The sequence below is a fragment of the Jiella sp. M17.18 genome, assembly GCF_041027365.1.
Taxonomy (GTDB): Bacteria; Pseudomonadota; Alphaproteobacteria; order Rhizobiales; family Rhizobiaceae; genus VKMB-3413.
On the sequence record NZ_JBFTEH010000001.1, the window covers coordinates 136,982 to 155,499 of the forward strand.

Consider the following 18,518-nt stretch of genomic DNA (forward strand, 5'->3'; position numbering starts at 1 on the left):
ACATCGCTTGAGCCGCACCAGCGACACCCGCCACATCGCCGTCGACGAGCCGGCGAAGACGCCGCCGATCAGCATCTTCTTCGCCTATGTCGCCATGCTGCCGCTGGTGCTCGGCGCCCTCGCGCTGTGGTTCGCGCCGGACGCCCAGTCCTTCCTGGCGATGAACCTGACGCTGTTCTGGGGCGCCTCGATCCTGATGTTCCTGTCGGGCGTGCGGCGCGGCGTCAGCTTCCGTACGCCGGCCGGGCCGACCCTGTCGCAGCTCGCCATGATGCTGTGGCTGTATGTCCTCGGCTTCGCCTGCCTGTGCGCGACGGTCTGGGGCTTTCCGCTCGGAGCGACCATCGCGGAGATCGTCGGCTATGCCTCGCTCGCCGTGCTCGATCCGATTGCGGCGCGCCGCGAGGAGGCGCCGCTGTTCTTTGCCCGGCTGCGCCCGGTGCAGATGGCGATCCCGATCCTGTCGCTCATCGCCGTCGCCGTGGCGATCTGGCAGAGCCCCTATCTCTGACGCACCGGCCGCTCCGGCAGACGGATCGTCCTCGGATCAGGCGTCCTGCCAGGCGGCGAAGGCCTCGATGACGGCCGGAAAGTCCATGAGCCGGCTGATCACCGTCTCGGCGCCGGCCTCGGTGAGCGAGTCCGCATGGCCGGGATAGCTGTGGCGTCCGCCGGTGAAGCCGACGACGCGGCAGCCGGCAGCGGCGGCCGCGGTCACGCCGTGCACGGAGTCCTCGATGACGATCGCCCGGTTCGGCTCGACGCCGAGCTCCGAACAGGCGTGCAGGAAGACGTCCGGCGCCGGCTTGCCCTTCTTCGTGCCGACCTCGGGCGCGCTGTAGATGTAGGGCGTGAAGACGTGCCAGAGGCCGACATGGTCGAGCTCCAGCTCCAGCCGGTGCATCGACGAGTTGGAGCAGATGCAGCGCGGCAGCGCCAGCCGGTCGAGCACTTCATGGGCGCCCGCGATCTCCTCGACGTCCTCGGCCAGCCGCCGGTCGATCTCGGCATCGACCTTCTCGGCAAAGCTCGCCGGCAGCCGCACGCCGGTCTCCTCGATCAGCCGCTGCAGGATCACCGGCCAGGTGAGGCCGGCAAAGCGCGCCGCGAAGTCGCCCGGCTCGACGTCGATGCCTTCCTCCTTCAGGAGCTTCGCCTCGACCTCGGCGGCGAGGATCTCCGAATCGACGAGCACGCCGTCGCAGTCGAAGATCACGAGCAGAGGCTGGGGCATGAGGAAGGCTCCGGTTGTTCAGCTGGACGCGGCGGCATCGGAGGAGGACGAACCGCCGCGGCTGCGGTATCACGCGGCCGCCCGTAGCTCAAATGGCGGCATTTCATCGATTGTTTACGCCGTTCGGTAACCATGACGCCGGTTCTTGTTTCCAGCGTACCGGTGTCGATCCATGGCTCATCTCTCTTCCGCAGCCCGCAATCTCCGAAGCGACGAAGCGGCCGAGGACCGCAGCCTCTGGCTCGACACGATCCTGAAGGGCCATTGCGTCTCGCAGATGGAGGCGCTGCCGGAGAAGTCGGTCGACGTCATCTTCGCCGACCCTCCCTACAATCTGCAGCTGGCGGGCGACCTGCATCGGCCGGACCAGTCGAAGGTCGACGCAGTCGACGACGCCTGGGACCAGTTCGAGAGCTTCGCCGCCTACGACGCCTTCACGCGGGCCTGGCTGCTGGCGGCGCGGCGCGTCCTGAAGCCGAACGGCACGATCTGGGTGATCGGCTCCTACCACAACATCTTCCGGGTCGGCGCGGCGATGCAGGACCTCGGATTCTGGATCCTCAACGACGTCGTCTGGCGCAAGACCAATCCGATGCCGAACTTTCGCGGCCGGAGATTCCAGAACGCGCACGAGACGATGATCTGGGCCTCGCGCGACCAGAACGCCAAGGGCTACACCTTCAACTATGAGGCGATGAAGGCGGCCAACGAGGACGTGCAGATGCGCTCCGACTGGCTGTTCCCGATCTGCTCGGGGAGCGAGCGGCTGAAGGATGCGGACGGGCAGAAGGCGCATCCGACGCAGAAGCCGGAGGCGCTGCTCGCCCGCGTGCTCCTCTCCTCCACCAACCCGGGCGACGTGGTCCTCGACCCGTTCTTCGGCACCGGCACGACAGGCGCCGTCGCCAAGCGCCTCGGCCGGCACTTCGTCGGCATCGAGCGCGAAGACGACTACATCGCCGCGGCGCATGAACGCATCGCCGCCGTCGAGCCGCTGGACGAAGCGGCGCTCGCCCATTCCGGCGGCAAGCGCGCCGAGCCGCGCGTCCCCTTCGCCAGCCTGATCGAGGCGGGGCTCCTCCAGCCGGGCACCGAACTCACCGACGCGAAGCAGCGCTGGACCGCCAAGGTGCGCGCCGACGGCACGGTCGCCGCCGGCGGCGAGATCGCCTCGATCCACCGGATCGGCGCCAAGGTGCAGGGCCTGCCGGCCTGCAACGGCTGGACCTTCTGGCACGTCGCGTCCGGCGACGCGCTGACGCCCATCGACGCGCTGAGGGCCGAGATCCGCCAGCGCATGCGGGCGGTCGGGGCGTGACGCCGGGCGTTTGACGCGCCGACGAGGCTGCGGCCAGGGCTTCGCGTCCGGTAGCGCTCATCTCGGCTTCGTCATCCCGGCCTTGAGCCGGGACCCATTCCAGACCCTATCCATACTCCTAGCGACCACCCACTGGTTCAGCGGGATTTCTGCACCGGAGTGCAGCGTCGCCGTCGAGGCATGGGTCCCGGCTCAAGGCCGGGATGACGACCTGGGGAAGCGTCGGCGCGACCCTCGAAGACCGACAGGGCGCGCCGGAGCTTGCGTCCGCAGCGGCAGGTCCGTGCCCTACGCCGCCACCGGCAGGCCCAGGGCCTTCAGGTCGGCGCGCAGCTGATGCGGCGCGACGAACTGGATCGCTTGCCAGCCTGCCGCCCGCGCGCCTTCGACATTGGCGGCGCTGTCGTCGATGAAGAGCGTGTTGCCGGGCGTCAGGCCGAAGCTCTCGACGTGGTGATCGTAGATCGCGCGGTCGGGCTTGATCAGCCTTATGTCGCCGGAGACGGTCACGCCGCGGCTCTCCGTCAGGAACGGGTAGATGCCCTGCGCCTCGCGGAAGGTGTCCGAGGCGAAGTTGGTCAGCATGGTCACGTCGACGCCGGCGGCGAGCAGCTCGCGCAGGATCGCGACGGTATCGTCATAGGCGTAGGGCACCATCTTCGCCCAGTTCGTGCGGAAGGCGCGGATCTCGTCTGCCCGGTCCGGATGCCGCGCGATCGCCTCGGCCTCGGCCTCTTCCCAGCTGCGGCCGCGATCCTGTTCGAGGTTCCATTCGTGCGAGCAGACCTCGGCGAGGAAGGCGGCGCGCTCGGCGGCGTCGGGGAGGATTTCGAAAAAGGCGAGGTGCGGATCGTAGTGGATCAGCACCTTGCCGATGTCGAAGACGACGTGGGCGATGGCCATGGTTCGGGGCTCCGGGGTCAGGGTTTAGAGGGCGCGGCGGCGGAGAGGGCGCTCTTCAGCACCTTGCGCATGAGCGTCGGCAGCGCTTCGCCGGTCTGCTCGCCGGGCGGCGACCACCAGCCCTCGATCGGCGGATCACCGTCGATTTCGGCGTGCCAGACCTCGAGGTCGAGCTTGAAATGGGTAAAGCCGTGGGCGACGTCGCCGCAATAGCGCCAGTTGGCGGGAAACGGTGCGGCAGCGGCGCCGGTCGCGCCGTCGCCGCGGGCGTTCCACCCGGTGGAGGGCGGCTCGCTCATGCCGGACAGCATGCCCTTTTCCGTGCGCCGGCGCAGCCAGACGGCGCCGTCGCTGCGGCGCACCGCGACGAAGGCGGCGCCCTTGCGGCTCGGCACGGCGGCCTTCGGCGGCTTGACGGGGTAGCGCTCCTGCGTTCCCGCGGCCGCTGCGCGGCAGCCGCCGCGGATCGGGCAGATCACGCAGGCGGGCTTCGTCGGCGTGCAGACCGTCGCGCCGAGATCCATCATGGCCTGAGCGAAATCGCCCGGCCGCGCGTTCGGCGTCAGCGTCGCCACTTCCGCCCGGATCGCCGTCTTGGCGGCCGGCAGCGGCGTGTCGATCGCGAACAGCCGCGTGACGACGCGCTCGACATTGCCGTCGACGACGGCGGCCGGCTCGTCGAAGGCGATCGCGGCGATCGCCGCCGAGGTGTAGTCGCCGATCCCCGGCAGCTCCTTCAGCTCGGCGGCCGTCCGCGGAAAGCGGCCGCCGAACCTCTCCGACACGATCTTGGCGCAGGCGTGGAGGTTGCGCGCCCGGGCATAATAGCCGAGCCCCGCCCACTCCCCGAGTACGGTTTCTTCCGGGGCGACGGCGAGATGGGCGACGTCTGGCCAGCGATTGACGAAGCGTTCGAAGTAGGATTTCACCGCCGCGACAGTCGTCTGCTGGAGCATGATCTCAGACAGCCAGACTCGATAAGGGTCAGGCCGCACGCCGGCCGCGCGTTCGGCGGGCCGTACGCGCCAAGGCAGGGTGCGCGCATGATGATCGTACCAGTGAAGAAGCTCTCGGCTGAAAGGATCCTGATCGATGGACATGAGCGAGGCAGAAATCGTCGACGGGGGCAGGCGGCCTGACAGCGCGCCGACCAAATCCGCGCGGCTCGCAGCTCTCCTCTATCCGTCGCCGGACGCGATTGCGAGCCGCAATCGCATAAGCTGGGTACTGCTCTTCGCCGCGGTGCCGCTCGCCGGGTCCGCCCTGTCGGTGGCGATTGCGCTTCTGGCGATCTGGGCCGGCTTGTCGCTCGTTCTCGGGCGCTTTCGCTTTCGCTTCGCAGCACCCGACCGGCCGATAGTGCTCTCGAACCTAGCCTTGGTCGCAGTGCTAGTCGTGACCGACTTTGCGCATCAGCCGCCGCTCGGAGCAGCGCTCAAGGCCGTCAGCCTGTTTTTCTTCGTCACACCCGCCGTGCTGGTCAGCCGGATGCGCGTCGGCCCTGCCGAACCCATCTTGCCCGCGGTCTTCCGTGGCGCCGCGATAGGGGGATGCTTGCTTTTGCCGATCGTCCTCACCCAGCGCTTCATCTTCGAGATCGTGCGTGTCTACGGCTTTGAAGGCAATGCCGGGCCGCTCTCGGTCGTCGCGCTCTTGACCTGCGGTCTGGCACTGCTCGACCTTTCCCCGAAACGGTCAGCCGGCCGCAAAGCTCTGGCGCTAACCGGGGCTTTGGGCGCAATCGTGGCGGTGTTTCTCACCGGTATGCGGGGCTCGCTTCCCGCGCTGCCTCTAATTCTTTTGGTAGCCGTTGCGGCGCGCCGACAAACACTCCTCGGCTACTGGCGCCAAGCAACTGCCCGGCGCCGACTGCTGGCGGTCATTTTCGGCGCTCTGGCGGTGGCCGCCGTTGGTCTCGTCGTCGTGCCGTCGCTCATCATGCGTCTCGCCGAGACGAAGGCCAATCTCGGCCTCCTGTCGACAAAGCCTGAAGAGGCGACATCGATCGCCCTGAGGCTCGACCTCTACGCCGCGTCCTGGCAGGCTCTTTGGGAGCGGCCGATCTTCGGTTGGGGGGAGAGCGGCATGTGGCAGGCGGTCCAGCCGCACCTCGATCCCAGGCTCTACAACGGCTTTTCCTTCAATCATCTGCACAACATCTTCCTGACCGTGGGTGTCGATGCCGGCCTCCTGGGAATACTGGCGGTGATCTTTGTGGTGGCGGCGCCACTATGGACGGCATGGAAGTGGCGTGGCGCGCCGGCTGGCCGGGATCGGCTGGCCTTCGCGGCGATTCTCGTCTGCGCCTATCTTATCCCCGGGCTGACGAACATCATGTTCTTCCATGACATTCTTGACAGTGTCTGGGCGCTGTCGGTGTCGACGCTCTGCGCGTCGATACCTGTGGTAGCGGTGCGAGAGGGCAGGATTTCAGGAGAACGAACCGGGTGACGAAATGAGCGAAAGCGCATCGCCTGCGCGGCCGAAACGGCGGCCCGGTGTGCGGCCATTGGCCGACGTGGTCGGGGACCTGATGGACCCGATCCTGCGGCGCAAGGCCGGCATGACGACCGGGCTGATCGCCGCCTGGGCCGACCTCGCCGGGCCGAAGCTCGCCGACGCGACGCGGCCGGAGAAGCTGGTCTGGCCGCAGCAGCGCGGCGACGACGTCGACGCCTTCGAGCCCGCGACGCTGGTCGTTGCCTGCGAGGCTTTCGCGGCGCTCAGGATGCAGCACCAGACGAGCGAGCTTCTCGGCCGGATCAACGCCTTCTTCGGCTATCCGGCGGTCTCGCGGATCAAGCTCGTGCAAAAGCCCGTGACGCAAGCGCGCCGGGATCGCCGCCCCAAGATGCGGGACCTGACGCCGGTGGACCGTGCGCGAATCGACGCCATGGTCGCCGGGATCGAGGATCCGAAGCTGAAGGACGCCCTGCGGGCCTTCGCCGAAGCGTCGCTGCGGCGGCAGGCACGGCAGGGTGGAGCGCCGATTCCGAACGATCGTTAAGGTTCGCGGCGGTTGGAAAATCCGCCGTTTCCGCCTACACCCGCAGGACACTGCCGTTATTCCTTCGAAGGATCGACCTGATGACGCATTCCGTTCGCCGTTCCTTGAGCCGCAGCCTGGCCATGCTCCTCGCTGGGGCGGCTGCCGTGACCTTCGTCGCCTGCGGCGGGGCAACCGCCGCCGACGGATCGGCCGCGACCGCCGCTCCGGTCCAGGTGGCGCAGGCGGACACTTCCGCCGCCCCGAAGGTCAAGGCGCCGGAACCCTCCGGTTCGGTCGACGTGAAGAAGCTGATGGCGGCCGAGGCGCTGCCGGACGTGGTGATCGGCAAGGCCGACGCGCCGGTGACGATCGTCGAATACGCCTCGATGACCTGCCCGCACTGCGCCGACTTCCACAGCGAGACCTATCCGGTCATCAAGAAGGAGTTCATCGACACCGGGAAGGCGAAGCTGATCCTGCGCGAGTTCCCCTTCGATCCGCGCGCGCTGGCAGCCTTCATGCTGGCCCGCTGCACCGGCAGCGATCAGCGCCGCACGGCGATGGTCGACGTCTTGTTCGACCAGCAGAACGAGTGGGCGCATTCCGACAACGCCTCTGCGGCGCTGTTGAAGATCGCCCGTCTCGCCGGGATGAGCGAAGCCGACTTCAAGGCCTGCCTCAACAACAAGAAGCTGCAGCAGCAGGTCGTCGACGTGCAGCAGCGCGGCGAAAAGGTCTTCGGCGTCGACGCGACGCCCACCTTCTTCGTCAACGGCGACAAATATGCTGGGGCGCTGAGCCCTGAAGAGATGTCGGCGGTGATCCAGAAGCACCTGTAGTCCGACCGCGACCCGGCCTTGCCCGGCCTCCCCGCGATGAGCGGGTAGCCGGCCGGGCGAGGCGGTACTTCGGCATTGCAGCAATTGGCGTCGCTGATAATTTCCCGTAGACATGACGTCCGCCGCGCGGACGGCGGCATGTCTCGGAACGAGCGTCGGCGACACCCACAATGCCCAAGCGGATCTTCCCTTTCAGGCGCGGCGAGGCGGACCGCACGGCCGACGCCGCCGAGGCGCTGGGGCTGAAGGGCGCCAATCTGGCGCTGCTCGCTTCGCTCGATCTGCCGGTGCCGCCGGGCTTCACCATCGCGACCTTCGCCTGGCGGGAAGCGAAAGGCGCCGGCAGCGAACTGCCGCAGGCGCTGCGCGCCGAGCTTCGCTCGGCCATCGACTGGCTGGAAGGCGTCACCGGCCGTCGCTTCAACGGCGACGCGAAGCCGCTTCTCCTCGCAGTGCGTACCAGCGCCAGGGTGCAGATGCCGGGCCTTGCCGAAAGCGTCCTCGACGTCGGCCTCAACGACCGGACCGTCGACGTCGTGGCGGCGGAACTGAACGACGCCGCCTTCGCCTATCGCAGCTATCGCCGCTTCATCGAGAGCTATGCCGCCCTGGTCCTCGGGGCCGATCCCGCCGAATTCGAGGAGATCGCCGATCTCGACCGGGAGCGCGCAGGCTACGACCACGAGCCCGAGACGGTCGCGGGCTGGCGCGCCCTGATCGCCCGCTACCACGAGCACATCGAAGCCGAACTCGGTGCGATCCTGCCGCAGACGCCGCTGGAGCAGCTCACCGCCGTCGTCGCGGCGAGCTTTGCCAGCTGGCGCAACCCGGTCGCGGTGGCGCACCGCCACCTGCAGGGCGTGCCGGAGAACGCGGGGCTGGCCGTCACCGTCCATGCGATGATCTTCAACGAGCGGAACCAGAAGTCCGGGCGCGGGCGGGCCGTCTCGCGCGATCTCGCTTCCGGCCAGTCGCGCCTGTCCGGCGAGTTCACCCTCGGCGCCCGCGGTGCGAACGAGATCGGCCACGGCGCGCCGGTGCACGACCTCAGCGAACTCGCGGCCGGCGGGCAGGACGGCTTTCCCGCCGACCTCGCCGAGCTGACGCGGCATGTGCGACGGCTCGAGGCGCATGTCGGCGATGCGGTCGAGGTCGACTTCATGATCGGCGACGGCGCGCTGTTCCTGATGCAGTCGCGCCCGGCCCGGCGGACCGCGGGCGAGGCGATCCGCGTGGCGGTCGAACTCGTCGCCGAAGGCCTGATCGACGAAGGCGAGGCGATCCTGCGGATCGACCCGGCCTCGCTCGACCTCGTGCTGCACCCGACCATCGCGCGCTCGGCGGATCTCGTCGTGCTCGGCCGCGGGATGCCCGCCTCGCCGGGCGCGGCGACCGGCGAGATCGCCTTCTCCGTCGATCGTGTCCAGGCCCGCGCGAACGAGGGCCGGCCGGTCATACTGGTGCGCAACGAGACCTCGCCGGAGGACATCCACGGCATGCATCTCGCCGACGGCGTCCTGACGATCCGCGGCGGCACAACGAGCCATGCCGCCGTCGTCGCAAGGGGCATTGGCAAGCCCTGCGTCACCGGCGTCGGCTCGCTCCGCATCAATGCCGAGGCGGGCACGCTCAATGCCGGAGTGCGGGTTCTGAAGGAAGGCGACCGGATCACCATCGACGGCTCGTCCGGCGAGGTGATCGAGGGCGCGGCGGCGTTGCGCCGGCCGGCGCTGACCGGCGACTTCGCCCGGCTGATGCAATTCGCCGACCGGGCCCGGCGCATGGGCGTGCGCACTAATGCCGAGACGCCGGCGGAAGCCCGCGCCGCCCGCGCCTTCGGGGCCGAGGGCATCGGCCTCTGCCGCACCGAGCACATGTTCTTCGAGGGCGATCGCATCCAGGCGATGCGGGAGATGATCCTCGCCACGGACGAGAACGGCCGTCGCGCCGCGCTGGACAAGCTCCTGCCGATCCAGCGCTCCGACTTCACCGAGCTGTTCGAGATCATGGCCGGCCTGCCGGTGACGATCCGGCTGCTCGATCCGCCGCTGCACGAGTTCCTGCCCAACAGCGAGAGCGAGATCGCCGAGACCGCGGCCATGCTGTCGGTCGACGAGGCGGCGGTGCGCCAGCGCATCGCCGGGCTGCAGGAGTTCAACCCGATGCTCGGCCATCGCGGCTGCCGCCTCGCCATCTCCTATCCGGAGATCGTCGAGATGCAGGCGCGCGCCATCGTCGAGGCGGCGATCGATGCGGGCCAGAAGACCGGCAGCACCGTCGTACCGGAAATCATGGTGCCGCTGGTCAGCCTTCGGCGCGAGCTCGACTTCGTCAAGGAGCGGGTCGACGAGGTCGCGCGCCTGGTCATGGCGGAGCGGGGTCGGCGCATCGGCTACCATGTCGGCACGATGATCGAACTGCCGCGCGCGATCGTGCGGGCGGACACGATCGCCGAGGCGGCCGACTTCTTCTCCTTCGGCACCAACGACCTGACCCAGACCGTCTACGGCATCTCGCGCGACGACGCGGCGAACTTCCTGTCGACCTATGTCCGGCAGGGCATCCTAGAGCGCGATCCGTTCCAGACGGTCGATGTCGACGGGGTGGGGGAGCTGATCGCCATGGCGGTCGAGAAAGCGCGGCGGACCCGGCCGGACATCATGCTCGGCGTCTGCGGCGAGCAGGGCGGCGACCCCGCCTCGATCGCCTTCTTCGAGGAGACCGGTCTCGACTACGTCTCCTGCTCGCCCTTCCGCGTGCCGATCGCACGGCTCGCGGCGGCGCAATCGGCGATCCGCTTCAGCCGCGCGTCAGGGCGTCCCCGCGCGCGCCGCCACGACGCCTGACGCGGCGCGGGCCAGGGCTCACCGCATTCGCTCGCGCCGCCGTCACGCGACGTAGAGGAAGTGGATCGCGGCCGTCGTCGTCAGGCCGACGATGATGTTCATCGGCGCTCCCACCTTCACGAAGTCGAGGAAGCGGTAGTTGCCGGCGGTGTAGACCAGCGTGTTGGTCTGGTAGCCGATCGGCGTCGCGAAGGAGGCGGAGGCGCCGAACATCACCGTGACCACCGCCGCGCGCGGGTCGATGCCGAGCGCGGTCGCTAGGCTGATCGCGACCGGCGTGACGACCACGGCGACGGCGTTGTTGGTGACGATCTCGGTGAGGATCGAGGAGATCGCGTAGAGCACGATCAGGACGACGAAGGGCGGTGCGCCGGCGAGCAGCGGCTGGACGAAGCCCACGACGAGCTGGATCGTCCCGGCCTTCTCCATCGCCATGCCGATCGCCAGCATCGCGAAGATCAGGATCAGGAGGTCGCCGCGGATCGAGCGCCAGGCCTCGTCGGCATCGATCACCCGCACCAGCAGGAGCGCAGCGATCGCCACGAAGGCGCAGTTCTGGATGCTGGCGAAGCCGAGCGCCGAGACGACGATGACCGCAAGGAGGGCGCCGACCGCGAGCGGCGCCTTGGCCCGCCGGAACGGCCGGGCGCTGGTGATGTCGACGCCGACGAGGTCGTTCATGTCGGCGATCCGCGCGATCGCGTCCGGCCGCCCCTCCAGCAGCAGCTGGTCGGCGGGCCTGAGCTTGGTGTCGTGGAGGGTCGGGCCGGGCGTGTGCAGGTGCCGCCGCACTCCGAGGACCGCGATGCCGGAGCCGGAGACGCCGATCAGTTCGGACACCTTGCGCCCGATGCCGCGTCTGTGCGGGGCCACCGTCGCCTCGACGACGATCCTCTCCTCGTCGTGGGAGGCGGCGTTGGAAACCCGGGCGACGCGGAAGCCGTCGCTGGCGTGCAGGGTCAGCAGCTCCTCGGGGCTGGCGAAGAGCACGATGCGGTCGGCACGCTGGATCTCGATCTCGCCGACGTCGCGCCGGAACGTCTCCGTCCCGCGCTGCACCGCCACCGCCCGGATGCCGCGCGAGGCGAGGGCGGTGACCTCCTTCAGCGGCTTGCCGATGGCGATCGAGCCTTCCCGCACGACGATCTCGCTGAAGTAGAACTCGCGTGCGCCATTGCCGATCGCTTCCTTTGCGCCGCTGCGGTCGGGCAGGAGAAACCGGCCGACGACGACGAGGTAGATCAGGCCGGTCGCCGCAGTGACGAGGCCGATCGGCGTGATCTCGAAGATCGAGAAGGCCTTCAGGCCCTGGCCTCTCGCGACGCCGTCGACGAGGAGATTGGTCGAGGTGCCGATCAGCGAACAGGTGCCGCCGAGGATGGTGATGAAGGAAAGCGGGATCAGGAGGCGCGTCTCTGCGACCTTCAGAGTCCGCGCGATCTCCATGACGATCGGGATCATGACGATCACCACCGGCGTGTTGTTCATGAAGGCCGAGGCGAGGAGCATGCCGGCGGTCAGCGCCGCCAGCGTCATGATCGGGCGCGTCTCGGCCCGGCTGACCAGCCAGTCGGCGGCGGCATCGAGCGTGCCGGTGCGCACCAGCGCGCCTGACAGCACAAACATCGCCGCGATGGTGATCGGCGCCGGATTGGAGAACACCGAGGCGAATTCGCCGCCATTGACGAAGCCGAGCACGAAGAAGGTGACGGCGCCGCAGACGGCGATCACTTCCGGCGGGTAGCGTTCGAGGGCGAAGCCGATGAAGACGAGGACGACGATGCCGAGCCCGATCAGGGCGGAGTGGTCCGAGAGGATCGCGTCCATGGATGTCCGTATGTAATTGACCGGACAGCGAAACTGCGAGGACGGCGACATTCGGCAAGAGGGATGCCGAGAAAATGGTAGCGGGCAGGATCAAGCCCCGCCGCGTCTTGCAGAAGCGGGCGCGGCGCGATCGTCGACGGGGAGGGGGACCATCTGCGAAACGGCCCCGCAAGGGGTATCCCTGGCGAGGCCCATCGGATCTGGCGGACGCGCTGCGGAAGGGCCGCAGCGCCCTAGAAGAACTCTTCGCCGCCGCCCACGCTGCCGAAGCCCTCGAACAGGCGCTCGAGGTCCAGGAAGCAGATCATGCCGTCGCTGGCGGCGATGACGCCCGTCAGGAAGCTGCGGGAATAGCCGCCGGTCATCTCCGGCGGCGGCTGGATCGTGCCGGAATCGATCGTCAGGATGTCGGCGACCCGGTCGACCAGCAGCCCGACGACGGAGCCGTGCACCTCGGCGACGACGACCGCGCTGCGGGCATCCGGCTGGCTCGCCATCATGCCGAGCTTGGCGGCCATGTTGACGATCGGGATGATCGTACCGCGCAGGTTCATCATGCCCATCATCTCGGGCGAGGACTGCGGCAGGGGCGTCGACTGCGTCCAGCCGCGGATCTCGCGCACCGCGGTGGTGCGGACGCAGAACTGCTGTCCGCCGATTTCGAAGGCGATGATCTCGGTTGCCGACCCGGCGACGTTGGCCGGGCCGCGATCGGCCTGCAAGGCTTGAGCCTGCATCAGAATTCCTCCCAGCTGTCCTGCTTGACAGCAGCGTTGCCGTCGGTGGCGAAGGCCTTGCGTATACCACCCTGAAGCTTACGCGCGGGTGAAGACGCTGGCCGGGTATTGCCGTGATCGGCGGATTTGCCGACGCCCATCGGCCGCTGCGCCGTCCTCTTCGCCGATCCGGCCGCCGAGGACAGGTCGAACTTGCCGAGGAGGTTGTTCAGTTCATCCGTCTGCTGCGACAGGTTGTGGCAGGCGGCCGTCGCCTCTTCGACCATGGTGGCGTTCTGCTGCGTGCCCTCGTCGATCGAGCCGACAGCCTTGTTGATCTCGGCCAGTCCGACCGACTGCCCGCACGCCGCCTCGACGATCGCCCGGACGTTCTCGTCGATCGCCTGAACCTCGGCGACGATCGCCTGCAGCGCCTTGCCGGTCTCGCCGACCAGCGAGACGCCTTCCTGCACCTGCGACGTCGAGCGCTGGATCAGTCCCTTGATCTCCTTGGCGGCTTCCGCCGAGCGCTGGGCGAGCGCGCGCACTTCCTGCGCGACGACGGCGAAGCCCTTGCCGGCCTCACCCGCTCGCGCCGCCTCGACCCCGGCGTTGAGCGCGAGGAGATTCGTCTGGAAGGCGATCTCGTCGATGACGCCGATGATCTGCGAAATCTGGTTGGAGGAGGCTTCGATATTGCCCATGGCCGCAACGGCGCGGGTGACCACTTCGCCGGATTTTTCGGCCCCGGCCTTGGTGCGGGCAACCAGCGCGCCGGCATCTTCCGCACGGGCGGCCGAGCTGCGGACGGTGTCGGTCATCTCGCCGAGCGCGGCCGAGGTCTCCTCGACGGAGGCCGCCTGCTGCTCGGTGCGGCGCGCGAGGTCGTCCGAGGCGACGCGGATTTCCTCGGTCGCCATCTTGACCGTCTGCGCGGTCTCGCCGACCTGGCCCAGCGTCTCCTGCAACACCTCCAGCGAGGCGTTGAAGTCGAGCCGGAGCCGGTCGAGATCGGGGCGGAACGACTGGGTGATCCGCTGTTTCAGGTCGCCGTCGGCGAGCCGCCGCAGGCCTTCGCCGATCGCGTTGACGGCATTGACGCGGCCGGTGACGTCGTTGGCGAACTTCACCACCTTCATCACCCGCCCATCGGCGTCGAAGATCGGATTGTAGGACGCCTGGATGAAGACCTCCCGGCCGCCCTTGCCGATGCGCTTGAACTCGTCGGCAACGAATTCGCCGCGGCCGAGCTTCGCCCAGAACTCCTGGTAGTCGGGGCTCTGCGCATAGGCCGGCTCAACGAACATGGCGTGCTTGCGGCCCTTGATCTCGTCGAGCGTGTAGCCGAGCGCCTTGCAGAAATTCTCGTTGGCGGTGAGGACCGTGCCGTCGAGGGAGAACTCGATGATCCCCTGCGCGCGGCAGATCGCCTCCAGCTTGCCGGCGTTTTCCGCCGCGGCCAGCCGGGCGGCGGTGATGTCCGTCGCGACCTTGACGATCTTGACGACCTTGCCGCCCTTGAAGACGGGGCTGTAGGACGCCTCGATCCAGATTTCCCGGCCGCCCTTGGCGATCCGCTTGTACTTCGCCGCGTCATACTCGCCGCGGCCGAGCTTCTGCCAGAACTCGCGATACTCGGCGCTCTGCGCGCAGGCCGGCGCGACGAACATGGAGTGGTGCCGACCGGCGATCTCCTTGAGCTCATAGCCCATCGCGCGGCAGAAGTTCTCGTTCGCCGTCAGGATGGTGCCGTCCGGCTTGAACTCGATGATCGCGAGCGATCGGGACAGGGCGGCGAGCACCGCGTCCGAGTTGGAGCCGGATCCAAATTTCATCGATGCCATCTTCAACCCCATGGGATAAACACGTCGCTTCTCAGTCTCGAATACCGGCTCGAGCGGATGTGGCCGCGCCCCCGGATTGTCAGTCTTCCTGACACTCGAGGGGCGATGCGCCGCCAAAATCACTTCCGGTGATTTATCGGAGCGGCCTCTTCCATACGGCGGTTCTGCTACGAAAGGCTCTGAGAATTCGTTAAAATCCGAAAAGCATCAAATGTTTAATCTGCACAGCCGGCTAGAATTCGCCGGCGGACATCATCGGGATCGGGGGTCTAACCGTGTGGATTGCTGATCATCAGAAGGTTTGAGCGTCCGAGTAGGGCAGGGCCGGCAATGAGGCCGGCCGGCGAGGGCTCGGTTGCTGCGCACTTCTGGCGACGTTGCTTTCCCGGCTCGCCGTGGCGGGTACGGGAGGTGCCCTGCCGACTGTCCAACAAATTGGACGACATCCGCTCGACGATCATAAGACCGGCTTTCGAAGTCGGCATGACTTGGCGCTTGCGCGTCGCGGGGGGGCGAACAGGCTCATCCGGCCGCCGCATCCGAATGCGCCGGAACGCACGCCCGGACGGCGAAGGCCGAAACCACAGGACGAATCTCGCAGAAGCGCCGCGGTCCGACCGGGGTTCGCTCCCCCGCCACCGCCGAACACTTGAGAATTTTTGTGCGATTTCCGTCGCCGTCCGGTCGGGACGGCGGTCAGTTCACCGTCGCGGGAACGGACTCGGCCGTCAGTCCGAGCCGTTTGCGCATGAAGCCGCTGTCGGCGACGAGGTCGGCGATGGAATACCGGCCGAGCGCATTCAGGAAGGCGTTGAGCGCGTCGCGCAGGGCGGCGTTGAGGCCGCAATTGTCGATCAGCGGACAGTCGGTCGCGCCGGTCTCGAAGCATTCGGCGAGGGCGAAGCTCTCCTCCGTGGCCTGCACCACGTCCTTCAGCGTGATCGCATCGGCGGGCTTGGCCAGCCGGATGCCGCCATTGCGTCCCCGCACCGTCTCCACCATGCCGCTCTCGACGAGCGGCTGCAGGATCTTGAACAGAAACAGTTCCGAGGCGGCGTAGGCGGCGGCGATCTCCCGGATCCGGCTGAGGCGCTCCTCGTTGGCGGCGCAGTACATCAGGATTCGGATCGCGTAATTGGTCTGGCGGGTGAGCCGCATAAGGACGTCCTCCGGCTCGAAGCGAGCCGCAAATTCCACTCTGCCGCTCCACTTAGAACAATTCTAGCCCGGATTCAAAGCCTGCAGATTGCCGTCCTCCGGCGCGGCGGGTCCTACGGTTGCGTATACGGTCCGATCGCACGTTCGAAGCTCGCCGGCGGGCCGTCGCGGGGCCCGGCGAGGCAGTTGGCGGCGCATGACAAAGGGCGGTTGCGCCGCGCGCCGTTCCCGGCCAGTATGCGCGCAACGAATACATAATAAGGCGGGGGAACAGATGGCACCAGTGGCGTTCCGCGACGTCCGCAAGGCGTTCGGATCGGTGGAGGTTCTGCACGGAGTCTCGATCGACATCGAGGAGGGACAGTTCGTCGTCCTCGTCGGGCCCTCCGGCTGCGGAAAGTCGACGCTGCTGCGGATGCTCGCGGGCCTCGAACACGTCACCGGCGGCGAGATCGTCATCGGCGACCGGGTGGTGAACGCGCTGCCGCCGAAGGAGCGCGACATCGCCATGGTGTTCCAGAACTACGCGCTCTACCCGCACATCACCGTCGCCGAGAACATGGGCTTCTCGCTGAAGCTGAAGGGCGTCTCCAAGCGGGAGATCGCCGAGCGGGTGAAGCCGGCGGCCGAGATCCTCGGCCTGGCGCATCTCCTCGACCGCTATCCCCGCCAGCTCTCCGGCGGCCAGCGCCAGCGCGTCGCGATGGGCCGGGCGATCGTGCGCGAGCCGCAGGTGTTCCTGTTCGACGAGCCCTTGTCGAACCTCGATGCCAAGCTGCGCGTCTCCATGCGCACCGAGATGAAGAACCTGCACCAGCGGCTTCGCACCACCACGGTCTACGTCACGCACGACCAGATCGAGGCGATGACCATGGCCGACAAGATCGTCGTCATGCATGACGGCATCGTCGAGCAGGTCGGCTCGCCGCTCGAACTCTACGACCGGCCGAACAACCTCTTCGTCGCCGGCTTCATCGGCTCGCCGGCGATGAACATGCTGACCGGCCGGGTCGACGCGACCGATCGCACCAAGTTCAAGACCGGCGACGGCCGGGTGCTGCCGGTCGGCGCGCCGGGGCGGGCGGAGCCGGGGCGCGAGCTCGTCTACGGCGTCCGCCCGGAGGCGATCCGGCTCGGCGGCGACATTCCGCTGACGGTCGAGGTGGTCGAGCCGACCGGCTCGGAGACGCATGTCGTGGCAAGGCTCGGCGCCAGCGAGATGACCTGCGTCTTCCGCGAGCGGATTTCGGCGGGGCCGGGGGAGGAGCTGCGCGTCTCCTTCGACCCTTCGGCCGTCCACATCTTCGATGCCAAGGGCGGCGAGCGCCTTTCGGCCTGAGACGGCGTCCGCGGCTTTGGGAGAGGCCGCGGCGGGAATGGCTCGAAACCGGTGGGCCGATGGGCGGCGCCGGATCGGGTGAAGGGTCGGCGACGACGGCAGCGTAGGCGGGAGCCGCTGCCCGAGCCGGCTCGCCGGAGGATCCCGCGTCACAGGGAGGAGAGACTTCATGACCATCGATCGCAGAACGCTTCTGCAGGGAACGGCGGGCATCGCGGCAGGGGCCGCGCTCGGCGGCCTCTTGGGCGGCCGCCCGGCCTTCGCGCAGGGCGCCGCGCCGAGCTTCAAGCCGGAAGAGGGCGCCTCGCTGCGCCTCCTGCGCTGGGTGCCCTTCGTCAAGGCCGAGGGCGAGACCTGGAACGCGCTCACCAAGGACTTCACCGACAAGACCGGCGTGAAGGTCCAGATCGACGAGGAGAGCTGGGAGGACGTGCGCCCGAAGGCCGCCGTCGCCGCCTCGATCGGCTCCGGCCCGGACATGGTGATGAGCTGGTTCGACGACCCGTTCCAGTATCCGGACAAGCTCGTCGACGTCACCGACCTCGGCACCTATCTCGGCAACAAGGACGGCGGCTGGTACGAAGGCCTGCTCGGCTATGCCAAGCAGGGCGACAAGTTCATCGACCTGCCGCTCTGCGTCATCGGCAACGCGATCTGCTACCGCAAGAGCCACATGGAGAAGGCCGGGTTCAAGGAGTTCCCGAACGACAAGGCGGGCTTCCTGGAGCTGATGCAGGCGATGCAGAAGCAGGGCACGCCGGCCGGCTTCGCGCATGGCCACGCCGTCGGCGACGCCAACAACTGGGCGCATTGGCTGCTCTGGTCGGAAGGCGCCAAGATGGTCGACGAGAACGGCAAGGTCGTCCTCGACAGCCCGGAGACCAAGAACGCCGTCGAATGGGCGAAGAAGGCCTACAAGACCTTCATCCCCGGCACCGAGAGCTGGAACGACATCAACAACAACCGCGCCTTCCTGGCCGGCCAGGTGTCGCTGACGGCGAACGGCGTCTCGCTCTACTACGCGGCGATCAAGGACCCGGCGCTGAAGGACATCGCCGAGGACATCGGCACGGTGAACTTCCCGGTCGGCCCCGTCGGCCGGCCGATGGAGCTCGCCCAGACGACGACGCTGTCGATCTTCAAGCACACGAAGTATCCGAACGCCGCCAAGGCCTACCTGATGCACATGTATCAGGCCGACAACATGAACAAGTGGATCACCGCCGCCAGCGCCTATTGCTGCCAGGCGCTGAAGGCCTTCGCCGACAATCCGGTCTGGACCTCCAACCCGATCCACAAGCCCTATGCCAACGCCTCGGCGAGCCTGACCCCGAACGGCTATTCCGGCCCGCTCGGCCCGGCATCGGCCAAGGTGATGGCCGACTACGTGCTGGTCGACATGTTCGCCTCGGCGGTCACCGGCCAGCGCTCGACCGAGGACGCGATCGCCAACGCGGCGCGCCAGGCCAAGCGCGCCTATCGCAGCTAGTCCCCGAGCAGCGGGG

At 68.0% G+C, this 18,518-nt stretch carries 15 protein-coding genes; 8 read left to right on the forward strand and 7 right to left on the reverse strand.

Features of this window, described 5'->3' with window-relative positions; genetic code table 11:
• Nucleotides 1-7: 7 nt before the first annotated feature.
• Nucleotides 8-511, forward strand: coding sequence for a DUF3429 domain-containing protein (locus AB5S17_RS00650; RefSeq protein ID WP_369235091.1), 504 nt, complete (start codon nucleotides 8-10; stop codon nucleotides 509-511).
• A 36-nt stretch (nucleotides 512-547) separates the two neighbouring features.
• On the opposite strand, the gene AB5S17_RS00655 is transcribed toward AB5S17_RS00650, so the two are convergent.
• Nucleotides 548-1,234, reverse strand: a complete 687-nt coding sequence (locus AB5S17_RS00655) for an HAD family hydrolase (protein ID WP_369235093.1) — start codon at nucleotides 1,232-1,234, stop codon at nucleotides 548-550.
• A gap of 172 nt (nucleotides 1,235-1,406) precedes the next feature.
• On the opposite strand from AB5S17_RS00655, the gene AB5S17_RS00660 reads away from it, so the two are divergent.
• Nucleotides 1,407-2,552, forward strand: coding sequence for a site-specific DNA-methyltransferase (locus AB5S17_RS00660; protein ID WP_369235095.1), 1,146 nt, complete (start codon nucleotides 1,407-1,409; stop codon nucleotides 2,550-2,552).
• A gap of 288 nt (nucleotides 2,553-2,840) precedes the next feature.
• On the opposite strand, the gene AB5S17_RS00665 is transcribed toward AB5S17_RS00660, so the two are convergent.
• Nucleotides 2,841-3,455, reverse strand: a complete 615-nt coding sequence (locus AB5S17_RS00665; RefSeq protein ID WP_369235097.1) for an HAD family hydrolase — start codon at nucleotides 3,453-3,455, stop codon at nucleotides 2,841-2,843.
• Between the two features lie 17 nt (nucleotides 3,456-3,472).
• The gene (gene mutY / locus AB5S17_RS00670; RefSeq protein ID WP_369235099.1) at nucleotides 3,473-4,555 is read right to left on the reverse strand and encodes an A/G-specific adenine glycosylase; all 1,083 of its coding nucleotides are present in this window, start codon (nucleotides 4,553-4,555) and stop codon (nucleotides 3,473-3,475) included.
• On the opposite strand from mutY, the gene AB5S17_RS00675 reads away from it, so the two are divergent.
• The 4 genes from AB5S17_RS00675 to ppdK all read left to right on the forward strand — a co-directional run bounded on the left by AB5S17_RS00675 (nucleotide 4,548) and on the right by ppdK (nucleotide 10,129).
• Nucleotides 4,548-5,906 (forward strand): O-antigen ligase family protein, encoded by a 1,359-nt coding sequence (locus AB5S17_RS00675; RefSeq protein ID WP_369235101.1) that lies wholly within the window; start codon nucleotides 4,548-4,550, stop codon nucleotides 5,904-5,906. The two genes, mutY and AB5S17_RS00675, sit on opposite strands and share 8 nt — an antisense overlap.
• Before the next feature lie 67 nt (nucleotides 5,907-5,973).
• Nucleotides 5,974-6,462: a DUF721 domain-containing protein gene (locus tag AB5S17_RS00680; RefSeq protein WP_369236092.1), complete on the forward strand. Its 489-nt coding sequence runs from the start codon at nucleotides 5,974-5,976 to the stop codon at nucleotides 6,460-6,462.
• A gap of 80 nt (nucleotides 6,463-6,542) precedes the next feature.
• Nucleotides 6,543-7,283 (forward strand): DsbA family protein, encoded by a 741-nt coding sequence (locus AB5S17_RS00685; protein ID WP_369235103.1) that lies wholly within the window; start codon nucleotides 6,543-6,545, stop codon nucleotides 7,281-7,283.
• A 170-nt stretch (nucleotides 7,284-7,453) separates the two neighbouring features.
• A complete protein-coding gene (gene ppdK, locus AB5S17_RS00690; RefSeq protein ID WP_369235105.1) occupies nucleotides 7,454-10,129 on the forward strand; it encodes a pyruvate, phosphate dikinase in 2,676 nt (891 codons plus the stop codon).
• 42 nt (nucleotides 10,130-10,171) lie between these two features.
• Here the strand turns inward: ppdK and AB5S17_RS00695 are convergent, their stop codons facing one another.
• The 4 genes from AB5S17_RS00695 to rirA form a co-directional block, all read right to left on the reverse strand.
• Nucleotides 10,172-11,956 carry an SLC13 family permease gene (locus AB5S17_RS00695; RefSeq protein ID WP_369235107.1) on the reverse strand — a complete coding sequence of 595 codons (1,785 nt, stop codon included), beginning with the start codon at nucleotides 11,954-11,956 and terminating at the stop codon, nucleotides 10,172-10,174.
• Between the two features lie 233 nt (nucleotides 11,957-12,189).
• Nucleotides 12,190-12,693 (reverse strand): chemotaxis protein CheW, encoded by a 504-nt coding sequence (locus AB5S17_RS00700; RefSeq protein ID WP_369235109.1) that lies wholly within the window; start codon nucleotides 12,691-12,693, stop codon nucleotides 12,190-12,192.
• The gene (locus tag AB5S17_RS00705; RefSeq protein WP_369235111.1) at nucleotides 12,693-14,516 is read right to left on the reverse strand and encodes a methyl-accepting chemotaxis protein; all 1,824 of its coding nucleotides are present in this window, start codon (nucleotides 14,514-14,516) and stop codon (nucleotides 12,693-12,695) included. The genes AB5S17_RS00700 and AB5S17_RS00705 overlap by 1 nt, the downstream gene beginning before the upstream one ends.
• 696 nt (nucleotides 14,517-15,212) lie before the next feature.
• The gene (gene rirA, locus AB5S17_RS00710) at nucleotides 15,213-15,674 is read right to left on the reverse strand and encodes an iron-responsive transcriptional regulator RirA (protein ID WP_369236094.1); all 462 of its coding nucleotides are present in this window, start codon (nucleotides 15,672-15,674) and stop codon (nucleotides 15,213-15,215) included.
• Nucleotides 15,675-15,948: 274 nt separating this feature from the next.
• On the opposite strand from rirA, the gene AB5S17_RS00715 reads away from it, so the two are divergent.
• Nucleotides 15,949-17,013: an ABC transporter ATP-binding protein gene (locus AB5S17_RS00715; protein WP_369235113.1), complete on the forward strand. Its 1,065-nt coding sequence runs from the start codon at nucleotides 15,949-15,951 to the stop codon at nucleotides 17,011-17,013.
• A 169-nt stretch (nucleotides 17,014-17,182) separates the two neighbouring features.
• Nucleotides 17,183-18,502, forward strand: coding sequence for an ABC transporter substrate-binding protein (locus AB5S17_RS00720; protein WP_369235115.1), 1,320 nt, complete (start codon nucleotides 17,183-17,185; stop codon nucleotides 18,500-18,502).
• The last annotated feature ends 16 nt before the right edge of the window (nucleotides 18,503-18,518 follow it).